Genomic DNA, 25,308 nt, shown 5'->3' on the forward strand with positions numbered 1-25,308 from the left:
TAATATCGGAAATGAGTGTAATTTTTAATAGGGAAACATTTACACTTTTTAACAAGCAAGCGCTCACTATCTATATTATATTCTGTTGCTTAGTTTCTTTCTTCACACACATGCAATATACTTGATTTTAAAAGTTATTTTAGTTTACGCAAATATCACATCTTTTATTCTTAAGTATATATTAGTTATTTTTTCAGAATTTAAACATTCATCATAATTGACTATTTTATAAAAATCATCTGTAGAATTATTACAATAAAATAAAAATATAGTGTGCAAAAAAACATTAAATAATCCTTTTAAAATATCTATATATTCAGGATCATTTATTGAATTATTTTTTAAAAAAAAATCTGTTTTTTTCAATAAAATATTCAGTCTTTTTTCATCAAAATAATTTTCTTTGTCTAATTTATAAATAAAAGTGCTTTTCTTTTCGCCCTCTATTTCATCTAATAAATATTTTTTTAAATTTTCAGCCATTATATTATTTACATTTTCTACCTTTTACTGAGGATTTAATTTTCTCTCCAGTTTCTCCAGATAATGCTCCCTTATGCTTACCTAAGCTATCATATAGCTTTATTTCCACACCTGTTTTATGTAATGTATTTAAATGGAATAAATCACCTTTTTTTATATTAGGAAGATCAACCTTTTTAATAACTTCATAAATTTTTGCTCCTTTTACACTACCCTTAGTAGGTCTAATAGAATCTTTGACCGTATTCCAAAAATAAGAGCTAAATAGTCTATTTCCTCCTGCCATCAACCCAAACGGATCAACTTCCGAATTAGAATTAAACGTATACGCATACAAATTCGGGTTATTTCCTTGCAGACCGATGGGGTCTTGGCTTATATAAGTTCCTGTATTACTGTCGTAATACCTAAAACGATTGTAATAAAGCCCCGTTTCAACATCATCATACTGCCCCAGTTGCCTGAACGGAATAAATAACTTATTGTTAAAGATATCTTCCCGTATTCTGCCATAGATGTCAAATTCTACCTGCCAAACCAGCTCACCTTTATCATCATAGGCCTGAATCGGTCTGCCCAAATAATCCTATACAATTGAGTAAGACTTGCCCTCGCATAACTTAGCAGTAGGGAGATAGCTTTACACTTCTTAATTTTTAAAATTAAGAATTTAAAACAGCTCGAAAAACACTGATAAAACAAAAAAGCGCTAAATCGCCAAAAATACGTAAAAAAACATTCTCAAACCGCCGAATACAAATTGATAGTTTGAAAAAAGGTGGAAATGTTGAACAGTAAAGGGATTTAAGCAATTTTTATAAATGTGTGGCTTTGCCACACCTTTTTTTGCCCCCCTTTTTTATTCCGCATTCTGAAAGAAATAAAAAATTGGTTGGTGCAATACCAACCAATTAATAATAAATTTCAATATTAACTAATCCAATGCCAATATTCGAGAGAAAGCTCGTTATCAATATTTTCTCCAACTAATTGTGTTTTATCACTACTGTTTTGAATAGATAAGTCAAAAGCATAATCGCTTACGCCACTTTCAATAGTGCTTATCAATTTAAAAAGAGAAAGCTCTATACAATACTTTACCCCTTTTTGTAATTGATCAAACTGCTCGGCATCTAATGTTTTTATTAATTCCATTAATGCTTTTTGTTCTTCATCTGGACTTTTAGGAATTTCAATGTTGTTTTTGTAATTCGATACTATATCTAAACCAGTATCTCTACTTGTTTTTACTATTTTTCCAAATACTTCAATTAGATTGTTTTCCATTATTAATACTCTCTTTAATGACAAGTTATTCCATATTTCTGTTTATTCATATCTTTTAGCTTTTCAATAGAGGTTTCAGGTGCGTTTGTATGTGTACGTAACATATCAATATCGTCCTGTAACAACTGTGTTGCTGTCATTTGAGAACGTGCTACTTTATTTTGAGATTGTAGTTTTGTTATTGTGGCGTGTTCAGCATCAGGCAATCTAACTGCAGGAGCATCTCCTGCTAATGCTGTTTGAGGATAGCGTACAACTTGCGTTTTTGCCAATGCTTTTTGAGGTACGTGATGAATACCTAATTTATCTCCTACAACATCTTTTGCTTTTAAATTATCATAAGTATCTACTTCGTATGCAGATGATAATCCAAAAAAATCTACCCAAGCATTACTATCATGCACATAAGCATAAAAATTCGGATTATTCCCTTCAAGTTTTATCGGGTCTTGGCTAATGTATGAACCAGTTTCAGAATTATAATATCGGAACCGATTATGAAAAAGAAGTAAATAATGTAATTCAGAATTTTAAAACTAAAAAGACTTAAAGATAATTTATCTAACGCTTTAAATAGAATAAAAATAACAAACCAATCTAAAAGGTTGGCTTGTTATTATCAATTTAATTCAAAGATATCTTCTAAAAATTCATTAAAACTATTCCATTCTTTATCAAAATTATTATTTTTTAGTTTATCAATATTTCCACCCTCTATGAGTACAACATGCTCATTTTCTTTATTATATAACAAATAATCTTCTGTCTCTAAGTTAAATAATGAAATATACTTTAAAGGGACTTGTTCTTTCTCATGCAATATCTGTGTGACATTATCATCTGTACTTAAATCTGCTGCTATATCATATAATAAACCATATTTACCATAATATTCATCACTATATTTCGATACAAATTCAAAAAATGTACTATTGGGATTAATGTGGTATTTTGATAAAGTATTTTTATATTTTTCTTGGAACTCTGGAAGAACAGTACCATATTCTTCATCTAAATAGTTTTTAATATTTTGTTTTAACATATTATTTACATCCTATTTTTAATTTTCTTGTTTCTATTTCAGCATTAGCTCTATCTTTCTAATATTGTTTTCTATCAACATCAAAGGCTTTTCTATCAACTGCATCATACGGATTAAATTTAGTCCCATCAGGATTAGGAGTTACTTTATATGGATGTAAAGCATTTGTATGTCCATATTGCTGATGTGAAGTAGCTGACAATTCAAATAGAGGTCCATTTGCTTGTTGTTTGGAATGTTTTAAATTTATAGATTTGCCATCTGCTCCTATAGGAGCTAGTCCTCCTAAAGCTCTATCTAAATTAGTTCTACCTTTAGAATCAATTAAATCCCAATTTACATCTTGTTGGAAAATTTTGTAAGTATACCCTGTTCCTCCTTTACCAGGATCAGGAGCCGTCCAATCAATAACACTAAAGATATCTAACCCAAACGGATCTATCCATGTATTACTATCATGCGTATAGGCATAAAAATTCGGGTTATTATCTATTTTGGCTAATACATAAGCCAGTTTCAGGATTATAGTAACGGAAACGGTTATAATAAAGCCCCGTTTTAAAATTTTCTGAATTTGAAGACAGAATCAACCATTACCTTTAGTGGATAAATACACAAAATTTAGGATAGTAATTTTGAATTAGTTATTTAATAATTCTTATATCCACTTTATTTTTTAAGCTATCTAATAAAGTGTAATCAGAAATTTTTTTACACTTTTCAATCAGTAAATCGTTCAATTTTTTGAGTTCTTTTATGGCTTCTATATTTTCTAAAGCGTTGTTCCGAACCAAAGATAAGTTATTCAAAGGGAGTTTTTCTATTCCTGCTAACGTTTCTATTTTTGAGCTATAGATATGAAGTTTTTGTAACTTTTTTAATTCTGATAGTTCATTAAGATTTACTTTGGGAAATTTTAAAAGTAACAAACCTTTTAGAGAATGTGCTTTATTTATATTTATTAAGCCTTTCCAATATTCACTACCTAGATATTCAATTTTTGGGAACTTTGAAATATCTATTTTAAATTTTTGCTTTTGTTGAAAATAAAGTTTTTCAATCCTTTGTAATGAATAAATTGAATCTAAATTTTTAATACGATCTACTACGCTTACAAAGGATATTATTTTTAAAAAATCACCAACCTTTTCAAACTCTTTAAAATCTACTTCTTTTTTAGATACCCAAATTATTTGAACATGGTTAATTTTTAATTTAGAAGCATATTCTATTCCTTCTTTGAAAGAATCGCTATATATTGTTAGATACTTTCCATCTAAATTTTCTCGTATTTTTTTGTCTAATGACATTTTATTCCTTTTACTTTTTAATTATTAAATTTAGCTTGTTTAATATAAAATTTCCTTGTTTATCAAAAATATAATGCTAATTTATTTCCTTTAAAATCTTACCCGATGCACCATATATTTGATCAGATTTTTGTAGATTGGAATAGAAATTTTATAAAAATCAATCTTTATAAAACGGAAAAGAATCCTTTATTCTTAAGAATTTTTAATTACTTTACTATATCTAAAATTGATTACTGATGATAAGAATTTAGTTTTTTCGCTTAACTCTATTTGTAATATTGGGCAAACAGCCCTTTTAGCGGAAACGCAGTGCAAAGGGCTTAGGCTCTGTCATTCTCCCCTAGACTTTTATAACCTTTTTTCGCTTGTTAAATCTTTACTCCCTAATTCGGAATGGGAATTGTTAGACCAGTGGAATAAATATTTTTAATTTAAAAAGCCAATTTTAAAGTTGGCTTTTATTATATTTTATCTTCTATGCCCTTCATTACTAAAATGTTGTAAAAGTCTGTATATATTTTTTTAGAAAAAGGGTCTTCTTCAATATCATAGGGAACTGTTAATACATAATAAGGTACTTTAGAAAATACAAAAAATGTATCAGTAGGATCAAAATTTGAACGTCCATTTAATTCATATAAAGAGGCTTTTCCATTTAAAGAAACCATTTTAGCATTTATATAAAAACAACCTTCTCCATTTAAATCAACATTATATCCATGCTCTAAATGATATTCCAACATTTCTTTATTTTTAAAAAACATAATGGAATGTTCATCTAAATCATTAATTTCATAATTATAGTCATAACCTATCTTATCTGCATATAATTTTAACAAATTAATCACAGTTTCGTTTGATTTATCAGAATAATAAAAATATAATTCGCCGCTAAATTCCATATTTAATATTATTTATTTGCAAGGGGTTTTCCCATGAGAAACACCTTCTTTAAGTTTATTATTTGCATCTCTTAATTCCACATCACCTTTAATATATAATCTCAATGTAGGATTTTGAAGATCGACTAATTTACTTTATTTATCCAGTTTAAAAGCTATATAATGGGTACTTTTTCCTCTGCTAATCCCATTTTCCTCAAACTCAAGGATCACTAGCTTTAATTACTCCTGATCCCATTTATGGATTCATATCTCCCATCACATTATCTGCTCCTGATTTTTTAATGACTTTAGAAAATTTATCAATATTAAATAACTACATCCATCTATTAGTCGAAGTATTACCGTAAAATAAATCAAAATATTTTTGATCTATTATTTTCATATTTTCTAAAAAATTAAGTAGATTTTCAGAAATTTCTAAATCTTCTGCACAACCTGAGTATTTTGCTAATGAATTATAAATTTAAATAATAACTCATTTTTATCTTCTTGTGTTAAAAAACGATCATTATAAAATTGTTCAATTATAATTTTTATTTTTTCTTTTTCTTTAACATTTTCTTTATAAGTTACATCAAGATTCTTATAGAATATATCCCATTCATTTCCTATTTTTCTAGTAATCTTAAATATTTTTGCCTAATCTAAATATTTTTATTCACTTACAGCATAAGCATGATTTGGTATTTCCCTTTCAATTAAAACTTCTGCATCTTTTACAGAATATCTAAATGCTGGGTCTTTCAAATTAGTTTTTGTTTGTGGTTCTACCCCAGATGAAACATCAAATACTTTTGAAGCATCTAACTTATTAGTATCAATTATTGTACTTTTATCCATCTTTCCTCCTTTTGGGTTAGGTTTGGCATAAAATTCTGCTGTGGAAGACTTTTTGGTTGTAGAAATATATTGAGTATTTAAACACTACCATCATCTATATGTTGTTGGATAGTATATGTTGCTGCTGTATTTTTTGCCTTAATTGCTTCTCCTGCTTTATCACTAGCTTCTTGAGCTCCGTTAAGATCTCTATATACTATAATCAACCCGAACACATCAACCATCGTATTCTAATCAGCCCCATACGCATAAAAATTCGGGTTGTTACCTGCTAACCCTATGGGATCTTGGCTTATATAAGTTCCAGTATTACTGTCGTAGTATCTAAACCGATTGTAATAAAGTTCCATTTCAATATCCTCATACTGCCCCAGTTGCCTGAACGGAATAAACTGTTTATTGTTAAACAAATCTTCCCGTATTCTGCCATAGATGTCAAATTCCACCAGCCAAACCAGTCCATCTTTATCATAATAGGCCTGAGCGGGTCTGCCCAAATAATCCGATACAATCGAGTAGGACTTGCCTTCGCATAGCTTAGCTGTGGGTACTAAACTTCCTTCTTCATAGACTTAGGAGTAAAGTTTTCGACTGGTTCGGGCTGTTTCAACATAAGCATTCCCAGCTCATCAGAAATAACCTTAGGACGACGTTCATTCTCATAAAACCACTCATGCAATAATGCATTACCATTCCAAAGATAGCGATAAATCTTTGTATTTACAATTTTTGCTGTTCTTCTTCCTAAAGCGTCGTATTCAAAACGGATCCATTTCCCCTGAGGATTGCGTACCGCTTGTAACATTCCGTTTCCCTGCCATTGGTATTCCCAGTAACCTTGCCGCCATTGTGGAGGGGCAGAATTTTTAAGCGTTCTTTTTTTTCTTATTTTATTGTATTGTTTGAGTTCAGAATAAAAACGGAAAAAAAACTTAAACCTCAAGCATTATTAATAACTTTATCATATCTAAAATTTATTCCTGATGATAAGAATTTAGGCTTCACGCTTAACTCTAGTTGTAATAGTGGCAAACGGCTTTACTGGCAGAAATTTAGTATCCGAATTATATGGAACACAATAAATGGGATATCTACAACATTCTGCAACTGATTCGCTCGCTTATTCCCAAAGATGAACTCGAACTCTTAGATAAGCTCAATGCTTAAAAAACAAAAAAGCCAACTTTAAAAGTTGGCTTGTTCTTTTCAATTTAATTCAAAATACCATTCTAAAAATTCATTAAAATTATTCCACTGTGGTTGCAAATTACTTAATTCTTCTCCTAATTTAAAGCTTATTATTTCTCCTGTTTTTATATTATAAAAAAAACCTTCTTCACCTTCAAAGCTGTCAAGCGGTATATACTGCTTAGGCATTTTAAGTATCTCATGAGTTCGTTTGATATCTAAATCATAGTGAGAATTTATAGAAAACCAACAAATTTGATATAATTCATATCCTCTAGAATAAAAAGTTGGACCATCTTCTGCATGTAAATAAAATTGACTAAAATCTGTTTCTAATGAAATGTTTAAATCTAATAAAACATTTGAATATTCTTCTGATACATCATTGAACCACCAACCATTATTTTTACAAAAGTTTATAACTTTATTTGATAACATATAAAATAAATTTTAATGACATTTTACTTTTAATTTTCGAGCATTAACTTCTGCTTCTGCCCTTTGCTTCCAATAAGCTTCTCTATCAATATTGAATAAATATCTATTTACTGGATTATCAGGGTGTGCATTTGGTAAATGAGGATGGAGCGCATCACTTCCATAATATTTTTGATGTGTTGATGCTGATAGTTCAAATAATGAACCTTTAGCATTTTGCTTGGAATGATGCAAATTAATTTGACTATATTTCCCATCTTTCACTATAAAAGGGGCTTTACCCTCCAATGCTAAATCTAAATTAGTTTTTACACCATTTCTTGTATTTACAGGTAAATCCCAATCAATACTATCAAAAATATCCAACCCCAGCGGGTCGACCATCGTATTGGAGTCGTGAGTATAAGCGTATAAATTCGGGTTATTTCCAGCGAGTCCAATAGGGTCTTTGCTAATATAGGAACCTGTTTCAGGGTTATAGTACCGGAAACGGTTATAATAAAGCCCCGTTTCTACATCCTCATACTGCCCCAGTTGCCTGAACGGAATAAACGACTTATTGTTAAATAAATTTTCCCGTATTCTTCCATAGATGTCAAATTCCACCTGCCAAACCAGCTCACCTTTATCATCATAGGCCTGAGCGGGTCTGCCCAAATAATCCGATACAATTGAGTAGGACTTGTCCTAGCATAGCTGACAGACACCTATAAAAAACGGGTAACTGTCAGCTCGGGTTTGAGCTAATACATCTAAGATGTTACTTGCATAAAATAAAATTGAACTTCATAAAATTTATATTAAATTTAATGTTTATAACCAATCCCATGAACAGTTTTAATTAAAGTTGGTGTGGATGGATTAATTTCTATTTGTTTTCTTAATTTTGAAATATGTTGATCGAGCGTTCTGCTATTAGGTAAAAAATCATATCCCCAAACGTAATCAAAAAGCATATCTCGAGTAACAACCTGATTTTTAAATTGATATAAACACTCTAAAATCTTAATTTCTCTTAAGGTTAATTCGATAACCTGATCGTTTCTTTTTGCATACAATTCGGAAGAATAGACATTTAAATCACCAAATTGAAAATAGTCTTCTTTAGAGCTATTTGAATATTTTGATTTTAAGTAACGTTTGGCTATTGCTTTGATTCTTGCCCTCAGTTCATGAATACCAAATGGTTTATTCATATAATCATCAGCACCGAGCTCTAATCCAATTACTCGGTCGATCTCTTCATCTTTAGCAGATAAAAATAGAATTGGCACATCCTCATTTAATTTACGGATTTCACGACAAACCGAATAACCGTCAAGTTCAGGCATCATAATATCTAAAATAATAAAATCGGGTTGATGTTGATTAAACATTTCAAGTGCAACTTTACCATCATTTGCTTTGATAATCGTATAACCTTCTTTTTCTAGAAGATCTGACATACCATTAAGAATATGCTTATCGTCTTCAGCAATTAAAATCTTCATTTTCTAACTCCATTAAAATAAGTGAAAACGCAATTCCTGGATTCTGATTCATCACTTCAATTTCACCATTGATCTGATTAGCTAACTGATTGGCAATGGTCAACCCTATTCCTGTACCTGAAACCCCTTCTGTTATCGATGAGCTAACCCGATAAAAAGGATCAAAAATCTGTTTTAATAAATGATTAGCAATGCCCTCACCATAATCTCGAACCGTAATTATCACCTGTTTTCCCGATTTAGTTAAAGATAAATCAACTTGCTTGCCCTTAGAAGCATATTTCTCAGCATTACTTAGAAAATTATTGAGAATTTGCATTACACTGTCTTCATCTGTATTAACAATACAATCACTTGTAATATTAGTGATATTAAGATGTAACGATTTTGCCTCTAAAATAGGACTAAAGGTATGATATATCTGGTTGATTAGCTCGGTTAAATTAACTGGTTTTATATTGATACTAAGTGGTTTATTAAAACTTAAAACATTTTGAACTAGCCTAGTTAATCGCTTACTTTCAGCACTGATTACATGCAAATAATCAGGAATGGGCGCAGGCTCATCTTCTAGGTACTCTGATAACATTTCAGAATAGAGTGTGATATTGGTTAGAGGTGTTTTAAATTCATGGGAAACTTGTCCAACAAAACTAACCTGCTGCTTTGCTAAGCGCAATGTTCGAGTATATTCTCGATAGCTATAGAAAATCAATCCAAGTATTACGGTAATGAAAAGACCAATAACAACAGAACCTAATAAATACAAATTAACAACATTTGGGGAGGAATAATAATAGGTTAAATGCCAATTTTGTAAAGGATAGTCAAGCGATATCAAAATTTCATTATCAGATTTTTCACCATTGGTATAAATCTGCTTATCGCCATCGGATAATTTAAAATTATCATCAAAAGCTTGCTTATCTAATAAATTGATCATATCAAAAGAAAGCTTGATGTTAGAAAGCTCAAAACCAATAATATTATCCGATTGAATTGACCAGTAAATTAAGTGGTTATACATTTGATACCAACCAGAACTTGGTTGAAACTGTTCAGTATGATCTTGTTGATTGAATAAAACAGAATTATCTAAAGCGATGGATTCTACTATCTTATGCCATTGCGAATCATACACATCACTTACAAATAAAATTTTATTTTTATTGATGATAAAAATATTTTTAATATCAGTTTCTGATCCTAATAAATCTTCCGCTTTATCGTTGTCGTCATTAATTTGAAGTGTCAAACTACTCAAATAAGATAGACGCTGATTTAACAACGATTCAATCGATAACTTGATATTATTTATACGGCTTTTGGCGAGTAAGATTTGGTTGCTTTCTCGTAATAACACTTCGTGTTCTACACTTCGCCAACCTAAATAGCTTATAAACGCTATTAACATCATTAAAGATAAAATCGTTGCTAATCTTTTCATAATTATTTCTTAATTACATTGCTTTTTGACTCAAACTGCTTTTCAGCTGAAATTTTGTTGAAAACGTCTTTATCAGCTTTAGCAGCATCAGCCATAATATTATTTTTTTCAATTTGGCCTCTTAATCTTTGTTTTGCCTCTTCTGAGGATACTGAATTTGAAATTGAGCTAAGTTTTTTACTATTTTCCATAAGAATATCTTCTGCTTCTTGGAACCTACCTAGATTGTAATACTCTAAGGCTTTTTCATTCTCAATGGTTACCTTCTGGATCTCTGATTCAGCTAAAACTTCTTGAATCATTGAATCCTTGACCAACTTTTTATCATCGGTATACGCTACGCTTACAAATTGAGTTTCGTGTTCAGCTTTATTTTTCAATAAATTGTCATATGATAAATCAATTTGAGCTAACGTTTTACTTTGGCCAACTTTTCCTTCCTCAGGGATGACTTCTAACAGTACATATTTTTCTTGATTTGAAAACAATTGATTCATTTTAATCGTAACTTGATTACCTTTGATTACACCATCTCGACCAAGTAAACGCACTGGTTTAACGCCATCTTTCAATTGGATAGTAATCACAACATTTTGAGCAACCGTGGACATCACGTCAGTAAACTCGTGAACAAACATTTTTTCAAGATCAAAAGTATTATTAACAAATACATGATTACCATCACTATAACTTGCGATAGATGACATTAATATTTCATTATAATCTGAACCGATCCCCATTGTGGTAATAGCAATATTCTTTTTAGCCGCAATAATAGCTAATTGAGAAAGTTCAGCTACTGAACTAGGACCTATATTGGCTTGACCATCAGATAACAAAATAATACGATTAACTTTATCTTTCGTAAGTTGGCTTTCAACTTGTTTTATTCCCTTACTCAATCCTGCAAATAAGGCTGTTCCTCCACCTGCAACTAAATTTTTATTGATTAGTTTAATAATTTGTTCTTTATTCTTTACTTTAGTTGCTGGAACAATAACTTTCGCATCATAATCATAAGTAACAATAGATAATGTATCTTCTTCATTTAGCATATTAACCGCAAAAATAGCAGCTTCTCTCGCTTTTACTATGCGATCGCCTTGCATTGAACCTGATTTATCAATAACAAGCGCTAAATTGATCGGCACATGTTTATTAGAGTTCGCTTTTTCACCAGTTAATGAAACTTTTAAATAATTGGTTTCTTCACTTCCTGCCATAATAATAGGTGAAGACAATTCTGAACGGACGTTAATTTGTGAAACTTGTGAACTTGGTAGAATTGTCGTGGCATAGCTAAATAAACTAGACAAGACAAAACCTAACATGACAAATATTTTAATAAATTTCATAGTATTTTCCTTCCTATATAAAGTTTATTCAATTATTCATCAATCGCCAAATAAATTGTCTAAATAATGTATTTAATTGTAAAAAGTTGTAAAAAGTAAAACCGTGATAAAAAACACCTATTAGTACTTAAACTAACCAATCTCTCTATTTTACGGTGTGTTAACTGTTTGTTTATTGCCAGTCTAAAGTGCAAAGGTATATAATAAAAAATTAGTCGCTCTTGAAGAGAATAGTTAGAGAACATTTAAAATGACTCAATCAAAACTTGAACTTATTAAAAATAGTATTGTCACGATTCCAAATTATCCTAAACCTGGTATCTTATTTCGTGATATCACTAGTCTACTTGAAAACCCTATTGCATTTAAAACATCAGTCGATCTTTTAATTGAGCATTATAAAGATAAAAAAATCGACAAAGTTGTTGGCACCGAAGCTAGAGGTTTTATCTTTGCAGCGCCACTTGCGTTAGCATTAGGCGTTGGTTTTGTACCAGTAAGAAAACCAAATAAACTGCCGCGTAAAGTATTTAAAGAAGAGTATCAACTTGAATACGGTACAGATACCTTAGAAATGCATTGCGATGCGATCAAACCTAACGAGCGAGTTTTAATTATTGACGATTTACTTGCAACTGGAGGCACAGTTGCAGCTACCGCAAAATTAATTCAAAAAGCAGGTGGTATTGCTCAAGATGCTGCATTTGTAATTAATTTACCTGATTTACACGGGAAAACAAAATTAACTGATATGGGAATAAACTGTTACACATTAGTCGATTTTGCCGGTGAATAACACATATTTTTAGGGCGAAATGTCGCCCTATTCGTCTCCAACATCCTCATTTATTAATATCCTTATTTTTGCCATCAAATTCAGGCTTATCTTATCCGCTACTCTAATTTCATTTTAACTAGCCCAAACCACAACAAATATCGCCACACTCAATTTGCATAAATTATCAACTTAATGCTTGAAATAGTTATTATTATGAATTATTATTCAAAAATAATGAATATTTATAACAGGAATTGAACAGTGAAAAAATTTAATCATATTATTGCCAGAACCCCAGCTAAGTCACTTATCAACGGATTAACCTCTGCCAATTTAGGAAAACCAGACTATCAAAAAGCGCTTGATCAACATAACAACTACATTCGAGCATTACAGCAATGCGATGTCGATATCACAATATTACCTGCCGATGAACGATTTCCAGATTCTGTTTTTGTCGAAGATGCCGTGTTATGTACGCCCTGTTGCGCCATTATTACTCGCCCTGGCGCGGTAAGCCGTCGTGCAGAAACAGAAATCATCGTTGATACTATTGAACGATTTTATCCTAATAATGTTGAACACATTACCGCCCCTGGCACTGTTGAAGCGGGCGATATTATGATGGTTGAGAATCACTATTACATTGGTTTATCCGCTCGTACCAATCAAGAAGGTGCCAATCAAATGATTGCTATCTTAGAAAAATACGGACTATCCGGTTCAGTGGTGACTTTAGAGAAAGTATTACATCTAAAAACCGGACTTGCCTATTTGGAACACAATAATTTATTAGCTGCGGGTGAATTTATCACTAAACCAGAATTTCAACATCTTAATATTATTGAAATACCAGAAGAAGAGAGTTATGCCGCTAACTGTATCTGGGTTAATGAGCGAGTCATCATGCCGGCTGGTTATCCAATTACTAAAGCTAAAATTGAAGCGCTTGGCTATCAAGTCATCGAAGTTGATACCTCAGAATATCGCAAAATTGATGGCGGAGTTAGTTGTATGTCATTGCGATTTTAATTAAAACTTAACTGAACAATTAAAATAAGAAAACGATATGAATATGCCAGTAAGAAAAAAGCTTGGCATACTCCCACTTACATTAATGGTAGTGGGCAGTATTGTCGGTAGTGGTATTTTTAGCCTTCCTCAAAACATGGCCGAAGGGGCTGGTGCAGGTGCAATTTTAATTGCATGGGTAATAACCTTATTTGGCATGTTTATGCTTACGCGAATTTTTCAGTATCTTTCAATTCGTTTTTACAAAATCAATGAAGGATTATATGGCTATGTTCGTGAAGGATTTGGTGATTATATTGGTTTTAATGCCGCTTGGGGCTATTGGATATCGGCATGGATGTCATGTGGCAGCTATTTAGTTATCCTATTTAGCGCATTAGGTTCATTTGAGTGCTTCAATTATTTTGGTAATGGCACAACTATTCCCGCTGTGATTGCTGGACTTATATTCTTATGGATTATCCATTTTTTTGTCATAAAAGGCATCTATCAAGCATTCTTACTTAATTGTTTAGTCACATTAGCTAAAATTGTGCCTATTTGTTTATTTATTGTTTGTGTCGTTTTAGCGTTTAAAGTTGATACTTTCAATATGGACTTTTGGGGGACACCTCAATTAGGAACCATCCTCAGTCAAGTAAAACATACCATGCTTTATACCGTATGGGTTTATTTAGGGATTGAAAGTGCAACAGTTTATGCCGCTCGAGCTAAAAATATAATTAGTATAAGTCGAGCCACTTTTTTTGGTTTTGCTATTACCAGTCTATTATTAGTCTGTGTTTCGGTACTATCTTTAGGGATCGTCCCACAACACGAACTAGCACAAATGAAAAATCCATCCATGGCCTTAGTGATTGAACATGTTGTAGGTAGTTGGGGAGCTAAATGTATCAACATTGGTTTGATTGTGTCGGTCAGTGGTGGACTATTGTCTTGGTTAATGTTAGCGGCTGAAATGCTGTTCCTTTCTGGCCAAGGAAATCAACATACCGTACCTAGTTGTTTCGGTAAACTCAATAAAAACAGCACACCCGCTAATGCATTGTGGTTAACAACGAGTTTAATTAGTGTACTTATGATTTTGGCACATTTTTATCAATCGGGTTACAACACCTTAATTCAGCTATCAACTTCAATGGTACTCATCCCCTATCTACTATCAGCACTATTCGTGTTTAAACTATCTATAAGGCAACGAAAAAAACATCTATTATTCATCGGTACACTGGGTTCAATTTATGGATTCTGGTTAATCTATGCTGGTGGAGTGTCTTATTTATTACTATCCATGATCTTATATAGTGTTGGATTATTGTTCTACCTTTATGCAAGAAAACAAAGGCATCTATCATCTTTCAGTTATTTGCATGACAAAATTTATGCCATAACCATAGTTATACTAGCTGTTATAGCGATAATATACTTCTACATTATTCCGCAATAACCAAAAAGGCATTATTTACGAAACAGATAAAAATCAGCCAATAATTCTCTAAATGGTTGAGAATACCTCCCATGGTCATCACACATACACAATGATTGACTAAGGAAATTATCATTTTGATGAAATGAAAAGGCCATCAGTGCCAACGAAAAATCCTTATCAGCTGAATATTTTACTTGCATTTCACTGCATAAAAATAACCTATTTAACTCGCATAACTGTTTAAATTTATCTGCAACATGATAAGGTAAGACTAAACAAAATAATCCATTTGGTTTTAATAAACGAATTACCGCATCAATAAGTTGCTGATAGTTTAAACTCTCGGTATAACGAGCCAACTGACGCTCTGTATTTCGACATTCGACTGCTGATTGGAAATAAGGTGGATTAGTTATAATCAAATCATAACAAGCATTATCATCTATTCTAAATTGATTAACATTAATATTTAACGCTTGGATCGTTTGAAAATTAGCATTTAAGCTATTTTGCTGACATTGCATAATCGCTTGCGGATCAATGTCGATCGCATCAATTTGACATGAATGGTTTTCTAAACGCTGGGCAAGCATCAATGCAATAACGCCACATCCAGTACCAATATCTAAAACATTTTGTATATCAGGTTTAATTGGTGCCCATGCACCTAACAAGCAACTATCCGTTGTCACTTTCATTGGACTTTTATCATGAGCAATAAAAAAACGCTTAAAGGTAAATCCACCTTTTTTTAATGGTAGCTGATTATTTGGCATGACTAAACTTTCTAAATAATGGCTTATTGGACGCAATTGCATCAGCCCAACGAGTTGGCTCCGGCAAACGATAACCGCGTAAACATTGTTTGACCCAATGTAATGCGCTGTCCTGACTGATTCTATGCCCTGCGGAAACAAATAACGGATTACAATTATCTTTACTTTGTAAAACCCAGCCTATCTGTTCTTGCTTATCAAACAGAGGCGTTACATTTCCCGCTTTTTTCGATTGAGGTTCGAATTGTCCACATAATTTTCTTTTTGCTACACCAATCGTAGGTATATCGAGCAATAAACCTAAATGACTTGCAATTCCTAATCGTCTGGGATGAGCAACACCCTGCCCATCAACCAACAACAAATCAGGTTTGTGCTTAAGCTGTTGCCATGCTTTAAGCAATGCTGGATACTCCCGAAAAGACAAATATCCTGGAATATAAGGAAAATTTGTTTCCAATCGAGCAATGTTATATTCAACCACTTCAAAATCAGGAAATGTCAATATCACAATCGCAGCACGAGTTATCATGCCACCTTGTTCAAAACCGACATCCGTCCCACCAATCAATTTTATTGCTGGGTTAAAATCATCCACCAAGCTAACCTGATTGGCTAATTGTTGTTGTGAAAGTTTTAATTGTGCTAAATTAATAGACATTTCAACTCTGCTGAGTATTATTAGTTACAATAAAATGATTTTACCAGAATAAGTATGCCTTATACATTAGCAAATCCAACCGAATTAACCGAAGAAATAAAAAAAAGTCGCTTTATTGTCAATGCGGCACCCATTATAAATGCGGAGCAGGCTGCACAATTTATTGATAGCATTAGTGATCCAAATGCAACTCACAACTGTTGGGCATGGAAAATAGGACAACAATATCGTTTCAATGATGATGGAGAACCTACCAGTACTGCTGGGCGCCCTATTCTATCGGCTATTGAAGGACAAGATTGCGATCAGGTCGTCGTTGTTGTGACTCGCTACTTTGGCGGAATTAAATTAGGCACAGGTGGATTAATTCGTGCTTATGGTGGTTCAGCAAGCCATTGCTTACAACAAGCTGAATTAATAGAACTTATTGCCAGAACAACCTTAGAATTTCACTGTTACTATAACGAGTGGCCTATTATAGAAAACCGACTGAAGGAACTCGATGCAATTATTGAACAACAAAATTTTGATGCAGAAGGTGTCACAGTCGGCATCGCTATCACGCAAGACAATTTACTCACACTTAAAAAGAATATTAGTGATATTACTCGCGGAAGAGTGATTATTGAAGTATAAGAAATCTTTTGAGTATCTTCAATATCGATAAATTTTATCAATAAGCTTAATTAAACTGATGATGAAATAGATAAATGAATAATTCATAAAAGTATAAAGTAAAATACAGCTTCAATCAGAATAGAAAGTTTATTTAACATATTTAGTCGAGGCGGCGTAATAATATAAAGAATTAATGTAAATGATTTTAATCATTTAAATAAAACCTCAAAAACCCCGCTCCTCAACTTTTTTTCTTTCCCCTCAAGGATAAATAATTGCTAGTGATAAATAGTTAATTATTAAACTCATATACACTACCGTCACCCCATGTGCCAATGTAATAACGGCTATTATGATAAGCTAATGCAACAGCTTGAGATAAGTTCGAAACTAATGTCGTCACTTTTTTGCTTTGTACATCAATTTTTCGCACCATACCTGCACCATTATCAACCACTGCCACTACATTTGGGGCAATTAGTACAATACCTACACCTGGGCGATTAAATTCGGCGCCGAGCTCCGTTTGAGTACCATTTGGACTGATCATAGTTAGACGTCCACTGTATTGAGAAACAACTAAACTATTATCCGCTAATTGAGTCACGCCAACTGGTGTAGTTAATCCACGAGCAACAATATTTTTTTGTTTTGTTTGAAGATCAAGCGAAACAATTTCACCTGTTGAACGATTAGTGATGAGTAACTGCCCCTGATTAGAAAAAGCGATTCCGGTAGGCGTATGATAACCATCAGAAATTTTTTCTGATTTACCATCACGATTAATTTTTAAAATATAATCATCGCCATAAGATGAAACATACATATTATCTTTTGCATCAAAAACTATTCCAGCTGGTGATGATATACCCGAATAAAAAGTCTCTTTTTTACCATTAGCATTTATTTTCAAAACTGAATTATTTGACCAATCTGTCACATACATCTCCCCTTTACTATCAAATGCGATTCCTGTTGGAGCATTGAAGTCTGAGGAAATCTTTGTTAAACCTGCCATAGATGACCCTCCATAAAAACAGCAAAATATAAACATCGACATACGCAGTAAAAATTTTTTCATTATTAATTTCCTTATTTATAACACATTAATTTTTAATACTATTTTTAATTAATCGAATCGCAATTAACGCTAGGATTAAATTAACGATAGACAAAAAGACACAAAGTATTATGGCTCCATTCCAAGCTTTATTTTGATAAACAATACCGAGTAAATAAGTACCAATACTACCGCCAGCTAAACAAGCAAGAAGATATAAAGACGAAATAGCACCTCTAGAACTGATTGGTACAATTTTATTTAGCATTGCAATAACTAATGGTTGAATACCAAATACGAATAGGAATAAACAAAAAATGCCTAATCCAATAACATATAATGATGAGCTAAATCCGATAGTGACAATCGACATACATACAGCTAACAGACAGATAATGAATAAGTATTTTTCATTGATGACTTGAGTTAACTTACCAGTGATCATGCTACCGACTACCGCACTTAGACCAGCAAAATTCAACCAACCTAAAACGGTTGAAGATAAGTAAAAAGGTTCGCCCTTCAAATAAAAAGTGAGTAAAGAAGATATTCCAAGATAAACAAAAAATAGTAAAAAACCGATTACTAAAAAAATAACGACAGTTTTATCAAGAAATAATTTAAGTGCAGAGAAATACGTACCTATCAAACTGGTTGTTGGAGATTGATTTGTTGTTTGCTTTATACCAAAAGGAACAAAAAGACATGCTACAATGATTAATCCCGCATAAATGATAAAAGCAATCTGCCAAGACCAAAAATCAGTTAACATCGCAATCACACTACGGCTAAAAATGATGCCAACAATGGAAGCTGAAATCATAATTCCCATTGCTTGTGGTAACTTATGATTTGGCGTGTTTTTAGCGGTATAAGCAAACAAAGCAGCAGGAACAGCAGCTGCAAAAAAGCCTATTAATGACATAACAACCAAATATAAATTAAAACAATCAATGATCACCGATAAAATAAGACAACAAATGGTACCAATACTACCAATCAGAACTAATAACTTTGTTGAAACGTTATCCGAGAGTGGACCATAAATAAAAAAAGAAATCGCATAAAAAAAACAAGATAAACTAAACACATTTCTCGCTTCTAAAATATCAATATGATAACTTTTTGATATTTCTTGAAAGATAAGTTGACTTATATAAACTGAACCGACCAATAGCACAATTAAAATTGCTGACAAAATTAGACTGGATTTTTTCTGTATTGTTTCTTCTTTTAACATAAATTTCATAATAAAGATTGATTAGTTTTCAAGAAGACTATCTGACAAATAATTAATTTAAAAATACATATTTTGTTATACGAAAATCGTATAGCCAAAAATGATGATTAGCAAAAGATGTAAAACTCATTCATAATAACTAAATGATGATTGAGCTAAAAAAACTATACGACAATTTGGACACCAAACTAATTGATGTATTAAGAACTGTGTAATTATGGACATTTACAGCAAAAGATTACCAACTATTAAGCAATTACAATATTTCATTGCGGTCTGTGAAGAACTTAGTTTTACTGGCGCAGCCAAAAAACTTGGTATTAGCCAACCTCCTCTTTCAACTCAAATTAAAAATTTGGAAGAAACCCTACAAAGCACACTATTTTTAAGGAACTCTCACAATATTGTATTAACCAATGAAGGCGAAATACTAAAATCTAAAGTAACACAATTATTAAGTGATCTTTGTTCAATGGTTAAATCAACAAAGCATCTAGAAAAAGTTATTATAGGAACAACTAAAACCTTAAGTTTTGACTATATTCCTTATTTCAAATCGTTTTTATCCAAATTTAGTGATGAAACAGAAATATATAAACATAACTATACCTCTAAAGAGCTGCTACTTGAGTTACAAAAAGGCAATATTGATTTTGCCTTTGTTTCGGATTATTCAACTAGAGATTTTAATGAAAACTCAATACTAATCTATCAAGAACCCATGACCTTAGTATTGCCAGCTCATCACCCATGTAGTAAACAAGATAAAGTTAATCTTAATGATGTGATTGATTTACCCCTGTTTTGGTTTAAACAACATTTAAACCCATTTTTTTACGACCAGTGTGAAAAGGTTTTCAATAGCTTAAACCACCCACTACATCGTCGTGCCGAACTCGCTGATAATTTATCTATGCTACTGGAAGTTGCATTGGGTAAAGCAATAATGCTTTTACCACAATCGATGACACAAATGAAAGTCGATGGTGTTATCTATAAAAAGTTGATCAACAGCCAAGATAAAAAATTAAAAATAAATATTTATCTGATATGGCGTAAAAACATTAAAACTTCAACAGTCAATCAAGCAATAATTGATTATTTTAATCAGCATAAAATCAGCTAAATTAAACCTCAAAAACCCCGCTCCTCAACTTTTTTTGCTAATTTATTCATTATTGAAATGGTGTCAAAAATGTTGAGGAAAGGGGTTTTTGGTAAATTCTTTTAAACTATTTTTCTTTTTTTAGTTATTAAATCGCCTTTGGTTGCTTGTACATAACAAAGCCATTACAATTATGCAAACTAATCACTTTTCTTTTAAACTTATGATTACTTATACAGATGCAACTTTAGATGATTTGCCCTTTATCGTGGATGTATATAATTCAACAATTGCTAGTCGCCAAGTTACAGCTGATTTACAACCGGTGTCTGTTGAAAGTCGTTTAGCGTGGTTTGAGCAGCATAATCCACAAAAACGCCCACTTTGGTTAATCAAATATCAAAATCAACCTTGTGGTTGGGTGAGCTTATCATCATTTTATGGCCGTCCGGCTTACGATAAAACGGTTGAAATAAGTTTATATATTCATCAAGATTTTAGAGGAAAAAAAATCGGTCAAACCATAGTGACTCAAATTGAATTATTTGCTAAGCAAATTGGTATCGAAGCCATACTTAGCTATGTTTTTGGGCACAATACGCCTAGCATAAAACTATTTGAAAAGCTTCATTATCAACATTGGGCACTACTCCCCAAAATTGCCGAACTTGATGGCGTCAAGCGTGATTTAGTTATTTTAGGTAAGCATCTGGATTAACACATCTATCTAACTTAGTTATGATTTATTTTTTTCAAAAGGGATACTCCACACATGGGCAATCTAAGAAATCTTCAATATTTATTTCAACAAGCAAAAATTACGAGTATTTTAGTTCTGCTTAATGTTGCATGGTTTGTTATTTCTCATCTACTTGATTCTCGTGGTTTTTCAACATATATGGAAAACGCCTTCTTGATTGACTGGGGTGCTGATGTTGCTCAGTTAACTTTTTCTGGTGAATATTGGCGTTTATTTACCAATATCTTTGTACATGCAGGATTAGCTCATCTTGCTATGAATATGTTAGCATTATGGAGTGTTGGGATTGTTTTAGAACGATTGATCCCACCATTTTCTTTTATTGGTATCTACTTATTGTCCGGCTTATTTGGTAGCTTAGCGAGTGACGTTTCAACCATTCGTCATAGTGTTATTAGTTGTGGTGCTTCGGGGGCTATCTTAGGTATTATCACTGCACTGCTTGCCTATTCACTCATCAATCGTACCGATCTGCAAGAGATGCCTATCAAGTCTATTGTAATCAGTTTATTTCTAACTCTGGGATTAGGTTTGTTACCTTCTATTGACAATATGGCGCACATTGGTGGTGCGATTACAGGGTTTATTTTAGGTGGAATAGTTACGGTCTGTTTGAAAAAATTTCGCTATCAAAGCAATATTTACACTATATTAATCTTAATCCTCTTTGCGGCATCGTGTTTGCTGTTATATTCAATTTATCAATATTATAAAACAACATATGGTTTTAATTATTAAAAATAAAGGCGCAAATTGAACTTTGCGCCTTTATTATTTTATCTGATTTATTAATAACTACTTAGCACTCGAGCCGGATCAATTTTATACGCTCTTCGAGCTGGGTAATAGCTGGCAATCAAACTTAATAACATTGCTGTAATAAATACAATGACAACATCAAATAAATGAATTTCGGATGGTAAAAAATCAACAAAATAGATGTTACTATTTAAGATTTTATGTCCCATCATCGACTCAAAAACACCCATTATGTTTGAGAGTTGCCATGAAACGATAACGCCAAGCACCACGCCAATCACACTACCAATCAAACCTGAAATTACACCATACCAAATAAAAATACGTTTTATAAGATTATTGGTTGCGCCAAGTGTTTTAAGAATAGCGATATCTCGTTGCTTATCTTTAACTGCAATAACTAGCGTCGATACTATATTAAAACAAGCAACGCCAATTACGACAATCATTGCTAAATACATAATTTGTCGAATCATTTGAATATCACGATACATAAATCCAAATGTACGTTCCCAACTATTAAAATCGAGATTCTCTTCAAGATTCAACGTTGCCTGGCCAATAATATCACTAGCTTGATAAACATTATCTACATTGATCATCAATCCTGTGACACTGTCACCAATATTGAGTAGCTTTTGTGAATCAGTTAAAGGTAATAAAGCTACATTGTTACTCAATGAACCACTAAGATCTAAAATACCATGTACTTGTAAACGAACTCGACGAGGTGGTTTAAGTTGTTCTGGATTGTTTGAAACCGGAATAAGCAAAGAAACCCACTGCCCTTCTTGAACTGCAAGTGATTTAGCTAAACCGGCACCTAAAATGATTTGTTGATTATCTGCTTTAAAATCTTGCCATTTATTATTAAGTACATAATTAGGTAATGCACTTATCTTCTTTTCTTGTTCTGGGTCAAGTCCTTGTACTTCAACCGCACCAAGCTTGCTACCATTTTCAATCAATCCCGTAAAACTAACAAACGGCATGGCAGATACAATACGTTTATTTTCTTGCAGTTCAGTTTGAATATGCTCCCAATTTTCCAAATTGCCCATATGAGAATAAACTTGTCCATGAGGCACGACCGATAAAACTCGATCATTTAATTCACGCTCAAAACCATTCATGGCACTTAAGCCAATGATCAGCGCAGCAATACCTATAGCGATGCTCAGAGTTGAAATAATTGATATCAACGAAACCATACCGCTTTTACGGCGTCCTTTACGGAATTTTATGGCTGTGATTAATGATAAATTCATAATCCATTTACCTTTATTTCACCGAATGAGACAACTGCCCATCACTCATAATCAATTGATGATCGAGTTGATTTGCTAAAGCGAGATCATGCGTCACCACTAAAAAAGCCGTACCATGTTCACGATTAAGTTTTATCAGTAACTCAAAAATTGAATCAGCTGTTGATTTATCTAAGTTACCCGTTGGTTCATCAGCCATCACGAGTGCAGGATTATTAATCAACGCTCGTCCTATCGCAACGCGTTGACGTTCACCACCTGATAGTTCAGATGGACGATGATTAGCACGTTTAACTAAATTCACCGACTCTAACATCGCCATAGCACGTTTTTTAGCTTCGCTAGGTGATGTGCCTCCAATCAACAAAGGCATTGCTACATTTTCAAGCGCAGTAAAGTCAGGCAATAGATGGTGGAACTGATATACAAATCCAATTTCTTGGTTACGCAAATGTGCTTTTTCTTGTTCTGATAAGCGATTCAGTTGTTGAGATTTAAATGTGATTTCACCTGAAGTTGGTTTGTCTAATCCACCAAGCAAATGCAACAAAGTACTTTTACCTGAGCCAGAGCTACCAATAATTGCCAGCAATGATTTAGGATAGATATCAAACGAGACATCTTTTAATACCTCGGTCACCATTTTGCCTTCTTTATAGGTTTTATAGAGATTTTTAGCTGAAAGAAGTGGCTGTGAATTATTCATAACGTAAAGCCTCGGCTGGTTGGATATTGGCTGCACGATATGCAGGATAAATAGTTGAAATTAGCGATAACATAAGTAATCCGAAAATAATAAATATAATTTGTGCAGGTTCAACTAGCGTTGGTAATTCAATACCAGCAAAGGATAAACCAAGCACCGACATCAACTCATTTAGATATGAGGCTAGTAACAAACCAATGGCGCTACCTAATAAAGTTCCAATGACACCTGAACTAGCACCTTGAATAATAAAAATCAGCATAATCTTAAAGCGTGATAAACCCTGCGTTTTTAATATGGCCACCTCGCCTTGTTTTTCCATAACTAATAAACTAAGCGAAGTAATAATGTTAAATGCCGCGACAATTACAATTAAACTAATCAACAGCCCCATCACATTTTTTTCCATCTTAATAGCTTGGAACAGCTCACCTCGTTTTGCTCGCCAATCGGTAAACACCAAGTCTTCAGGTAATGGATTTTTTGTTACTGATGAAATTTCAAGTGGATGAGCTAAAAATAGACGCCAGCCACTAATATTATTAGCAGGATAACGTAATAAATTTCTAGCATCAGTTTGATTGATATAAATTAACGCTTGATTGATATCATGATTAACGGAAAACAACCCGCTCACGGTAAATAAACGTTGGGAAGGAATACGGCCTACTGGTGTAATCTGACTGGCATCGGTGACCATCAAGCGAATCTTATCACCAACTATCACACCTAATTGATCGGCTAACGTCTGCCCTAATATTACATTATAGCTACCCGCCTGTAAGGTATCGATTGAACCAGCATAAACATAATCTTCAATCGGATCGTGGTCGTCAACAGTAATCCCCATTAAGGTGCTAACCGTGATACTTTGTTGGCTTTGTAAAACCACATCACCGGTAATAATCGGCGTTATCCGCTCAACACCTTGGATATTTTCAAATTGCGATGAAGTGATAATACTAGAATCAATTTTACCTGTTTTAGAGGTAATTTGTGCTTGAGGAAAAAACTTTAAGATACTATTTTGCATCTGCTCTTCCAGCCCATTCATTACCGACAATACCACAATTAAACCGATAGAACCAAGCATAATTCCAATCATAGATAGCCAGGAAACAAATCGGCCAAAACCATCGTTTTTTTGCCCATATACATAGCGTAAACCAATATAAAATACTAATGGACGAAATATCTTTGACATAATAGTTATTAAATACCTGAAGTTTTCAATCAACTTTTTAAATTTTAGTTGCTTATCATACAGGATTAAACAGTTATAGAAAACAACCATATAATTACGTTATAATATCACGATAACTTTGTCG

At 32.6% G+C, this 25,308-nt stretch carries 30 protein-coding genes and 1 pseudogene; 7 read left to right on the forward strand and 24 right to left on the reverse strand.

Annotated elements, in window-relative coordinates:
• Positions 1-144: 144 nt before the first annotated feature.
• The 17 genes and pseudogenes from A9G07_RS08665 to A9G07_RS08730 form a co-directional block, all read right to left on the reverse strand.
• Positions 145-483 carry a hypothetical protein gene (locus tag A9G07_RS08665; protein WP_065734834.1) on the reverse strand — a complete coding sequence of 113 codons (339 nt, stop codon included), beginning with the start codon at positions 481-483 and terminating at the stop codon, positions 145-147.
• Positions 484-487: 4 nt separating this feature from the next.
• On the reverse strand, positions 488-1,063 hold the full coding sequence (locus A9G07_RS12150; RefSeq protein WP_065734835.1) for an RHS repeat-associated core domain-containing protein: 576 nt from the start codon (positions 1,061-1,063) through the stop codon (positions 488-490).
• 350 nt (positions 1,064-1,413) lie between these two features.
• Positions 1,414-1,770, reverse strand: coding sequence for a hypothetical protein (locus A9G07_RS08675; protein ID WP_065734836.1), 357 nt, complete (start codon positions 1,768-1,770; stop codon positions 1,414-1,416).
• Positions 1,771-1,784: 14 nt separating this feature from the next.
• Positions 1,785-2,264 (reverse strand): annotated as a pseudogene (locus A9G07_RS08680) (RHS repeat-associated core domain-containing protein); the annotation flags it as partial.
• A gap of 125 nt (positions 2,265-2,389) precedes the next feature.
• Positions 2,390-2,812 (reverse strand): hypothetical protein, encoded by a 423-nt coding sequence (locus tag A9G07_RS08685; protein ID WP_065734838.1) that lies wholly within the window; start codon positions 2,810-2,812, stop codon positions 2,390-2,392.
• Positions 2,813-2,870: 58 nt separating this feature from the next.
• Positions 2,871-3,386, reverse strand: a complete 516-nt coding sequence (locus A9G07_RS12155) for an HNH/ENDO VII family nuclease (protein ID WP_081303405.1) — start codon at positions 3,384-3,386, stop codon at positions 2,871-2,873.
• Between the two features lie 70 nt (positions 3,387-3,456).
• On the reverse strand, positions 3,457-4,122 hold the full coding sequence (locus A9G07_RS08690; protein ID WP_065734839.1) for a hypothetical protein: 666 nt from the start codon (positions 4,120-4,122) through the stop codon (positions 3,457-3,459).
• Positions 4,123-4,586: 464 nt separating this feature from the next.
• Complete coding sequence (locus A9G07_RS08695; RefSeq protein WP_065734840.1) at positions 4,587-5,027, reverse strand: hypothetical protein; 441 nt, start codon at positions 5,025-5,027, stop codon at positions 4,587-4,589.
• A gap of 657 nt (positions 5,028-5,684) precedes the next feature.
• A complete protein-coding gene (locus A9G07_RS08700; RefSeq protein ID WP_065734841.1) occupies positions 5,685-5,870 on the reverse strand; it encodes a hypothetical protein in 186 nt (61 codons plus the stop codon).
• Positions 5,871-5,947: 77 nt separating this feature from the next.
• On the reverse strand, positions 5,948-6,094 hold the full coding sequence (locus A9G07_RS12015) for a hypothetical protein (protein WP_176713962.1): 147 nt from the start codon (positions 6,092-6,094) through the stop codon (positions 5,948-5,950).
• 6 nt (positions 6,095-6,100) lie between these two features.
• Positions 6,101-6,316 carry an RHS repeat-associated core domain-containing protein gene (locus A9G07_RS12020; protein ID WP_305082840.1) on the reverse strand — a complete coding sequence of 72 codons (216 nt, stop codon included), beginning with the start codon at positions 6,314-6,316 and terminating at the stop codon, positions 6,101-6,103.
• 104 nt (positions 6,317-6,420) lie between these two features.
• Complete coding sequence (locus A9G07_RS12025; RefSeq protein ID WP_176713963.1) at positions 6,421-6,675, reverse strand: RHS repeat domain-containing protein; 255 nt, start codon at positions 6,673-6,675, stop codon at positions 6,421-6,423.
• A 401-nt stretch (positions 6,676-7,076) separates the two neighbouring features.
• Positions 7,077-7,496, reverse strand: coding sequence for a hypothetical protein (locus A9G07_RS08710; RefSeq protein ID WP_065734842.1), 420 nt, complete (start codon positions 7,494-7,496; stop codon positions 7,077-7,079).
• A 12-nt stretch (positions 7,497-7,508) separates the two neighbouring features.
• Positions 7,509-8,153, reverse strand: a complete 645-nt coding sequence (locus A9G07_RS08715; protein ID WP_065734843.1) for an RHS repeat domain-containing protein — start codon at positions 8,151-8,153, stop codon at positions 7,509-7,511.
• Positions 8,154-8,302: 149 nt separating this feature from the next.
• Positions 8,303-8,986, reverse strand: a complete 684-nt coding sequence (locus tag A9G07_RS08720; RefSeq protein ID WP_065734844.1) for a response regulator transcription factor — start codon at positions 8,984-8,986, stop codon at positions 8,303-8,305.
• A complete protein-coding gene (locus tag A9G07_RS08725; protein WP_065734845.1) occupies positions 8,967-10,433 on the reverse strand; it encodes a sensor histidine kinase in 1,467 nt (488 codons plus the stop codon). The genes A9G07_RS08720 and A9G07_RS08725 overlap by 20 nt, the downstream gene beginning before the upstream one ends.
• A 2-nt stretch (positions 10,434-10,435) precedes the next feature.
• A complete protein-coding gene (locus tag A9G07_RS08730; RefSeq protein ID WP_065734846.1) occupies positions 10,436-11,788 on the reverse strand; it encodes a vWA domain-containing protein in 1,353 nt (450 codons plus the stop codon).
• A gap of 250 nt (positions 11,789-12,038) precedes the next feature.
• Between A9G07_RS08730 and apt the strand changes: the two genes are divergently transcribed.
• The 3 genes from apt to A9G07_RS08745 all read left to right on the forward strand — a co-directional run bounded on the left by apt (position 12,039) and on the right by A9G07_RS08745 (position 15,045).
• A complete protein-coding gene (gene apt / locus A9G07_RS08735) occupies positions 12,039-12,584 on the forward strand; it encodes an adenine phosphoribosyltransferase (protein ID WP_065563438.1) in 546 nt (181 codons plus the stop codon).
• 243 nt (positions 12,585-12,827) lie between these two features.
• Positions 12,828-13,598 (forward strand): dimethylargininase, encoded by a 771-nt coding sequence (gene ddaH / locus A9G07_RS08740; protein ID WP_065563439.1) that lies wholly within the window; start codon positions 12,828-12,830, stop codon positions 13,596-13,598.
• 37 nt (positions 13,599-13,635) lie between these two features.
• Positions 13,636-15,045, forward strand: a complete 1,410-nt coding sequence (locus A9G07_RS08745) for a basic amino acid/polyamine antiporter (RefSeq protein WP_065734847.1) — start codon at positions 13,636-13,638, stop codon at positions 15,043-15,045.
• Between the two features lie 11 nt (positions 15,046-15,056).
• Here A9G07_RS08745 and A9G07_RS08750 read toward each other — a convergent pair whose 3' ends face one another.
• Both A9G07_RS08750 and nfi read right to left on the reverse strand, forming a co-directional pair.
• Positions 15,057-15,803, reverse strand: coding sequence for a tRNA1(Val) (adenine(37)-N6)-methyltransferase (locus A9G07_RS08750; protein WP_065734848.1), 747 nt, complete (start codon positions 15,801-15,803; stop codon positions 15,057-15,059).
• On the reverse strand, positions 15,793-16,458 hold the full coding sequence (gene nfi, locus A9G07_RS08755) for a deoxyribonuclease V (protein WP_065563507.1): 666 nt from the start codon (positions 16,456-16,458) through the stop codon (positions 15,793-15,795). The genes A9G07_RS08750 and nfi overlap by 11 nt, the downstream gene beginning before the upstream one ends.
• Positions 16,459-16,518: 60 nt before the next feature.
• Here nfi and A9G07_RS08760 point away from each other — a divergent pair, with 60 nt between their 5' ends.
• A complete protein-coding gene (locus A9G07_RS08760; RefSeq protein ID WP_065734849.1) occupies positions 16,519-17,100 on the forward strand; it encodes an IMPACT family protein in 582 nt (193 codons plus the stop codon).
• A gap of 274 nt (positions 17,101-17,374) precedes the next feature.
• On the opposite strand, the gene A9G07_RS08765 is transcribed toward A9G07_RS08760, so the two are convergent.
• Positions 17,375-18,100 carry a Vgb family protein gene (locus tag A9G07_RS08765; RefSeq protein ID WP_065734850.1) on the reverse strand — a complete coding sequence of 242 codons (726 nt, stop codon included), beginning with the start codon at positions 18,098-18,100 and terminating at the stop codon, positions 17,375-17,377.
• Positions 18,101-18,188: 88 nt separating this feature from the next.
• On the reverse strand, positions 18,189-19,382 hold the full coding sequence (locus A9G07_RS08770; RefSeq protein ID WP_065734851.1) for an MFS transporter: 1,194 nt from the start codon (positions 19,380-19,382) through the stop codon (positions 18,189-18,191).
• A 217-nt stretch (positions 19,383-19,599) separates the two neighbouring features.
• Here A9G07_RS08770 and A9G07_RS08775 point away from each other — a divergent pair, with 217 nt between their 5' ends.
• The 3 genes from A9G07_RS08775 to A9G07_RS08785 all read left to right on the forward strand — a co-directional run bounded on the left by A9G07_RS08775 (position 19,600) and on the right by A9G07_RS08785 (position 21,985).
• Positions 19,600-20,508, forward strand: coding sequence for a LysR family transcriptional regulator (locus tag A9G07_RS08775; protein ID WP_065734852.1), 909 nt, complete (start codon positions 19,600-19,602; stop codon positions 20,506-20,508).
• Positions 20,509-20,680: 172 nt separating this feature from the next.
• The gene (locus tag A9G07_RS08780; protein ID WP_065734853.1) at positions 20,681-21,205 is read left to right on the forward strand and encodes a GNAT family N-acetyltransferase; all 525 of its coding nucleotides are present in this window, start codon (positions 20,681-20,683) and stop codon (positions 21,203-21,205) included.
• Between the two features lie 54 nt (positions 21,206-21,259).
• Positions 21,260-21,985 carry a rhomboid family intramembrane serine protease gene (locus tag A9G07_RS08785; RefSeq protein ID WP_065734854.1) on the forward strand — a complete coding sequence of 242 codons (726 nt, stop codon included), beginning with the start codon at positions 21,260-21,262 and terminating at the stop codon, positions 21,983-21,985.
• Between the two features lie 50 nt (positions 21,986-22,035).
• Here A9G07_RS08785 and lolE read toward each other — a convergent pair whose 3' ends face one another.
• From lolE to lolC, 3 genes are read right to left on the reverse strand one after another with little or no spacing between them, the layout of a single operon-like run.
• Positions 22,036-23,274: a lipoprotein-releasing ABC transporter permease subunit LolE gene (gene lolE / locus A9G07_RS08790; RefSeq protein ID WP_065734855.1), complete on the reverse strand. Its 1,239-nt coding sequence runs from the start codon at positions 23,272-23,274 to the stop codon at positions 22,036-22,038.
• Between the two features lie 13 nt (positions 23,275-23,287).
• Positions 23,288-23,980: a lipoprotein-releasing ABC transporter ATP-binding protein LolD gene (lolD, locus tag A9G07_RS08795; protein ID WP_065563449.1), complete on the reverse strand. Its 693-nt coding sequence runs from the start codon at positions 23,978-23,980 to the stop codon at positions 23,288-23,290.
• On the reverse strand, positions 23,973-25,175 hold the full coding sequence (gene lolC / locus A9G07_RS08800) for a lipoprotein-releasing ABC transporter permease subunit LolC (RefSeq protein ID WP_065734904.1): 1,203 nt from the start codon (positions 25,173-25,175) through the stop codon (positions 23,973-23,975). Before lolC ends, lolD begins: the two co-directional genes overlap by 8 nt.
• Positions 25,176-25,308: the final 133 nt, after the last annotated feature.

It is taken from the genome of Gilliamella sp. wkB72 (assembly GCF_001693745.1).
GTDB classification, from domain to species: domain Bacteria; phylum Pseudomonadota; class Gammaproteobacteria; order Enterobacterales; family Orbaceae; genus Gilliamella; species Gilliamella apicola_E.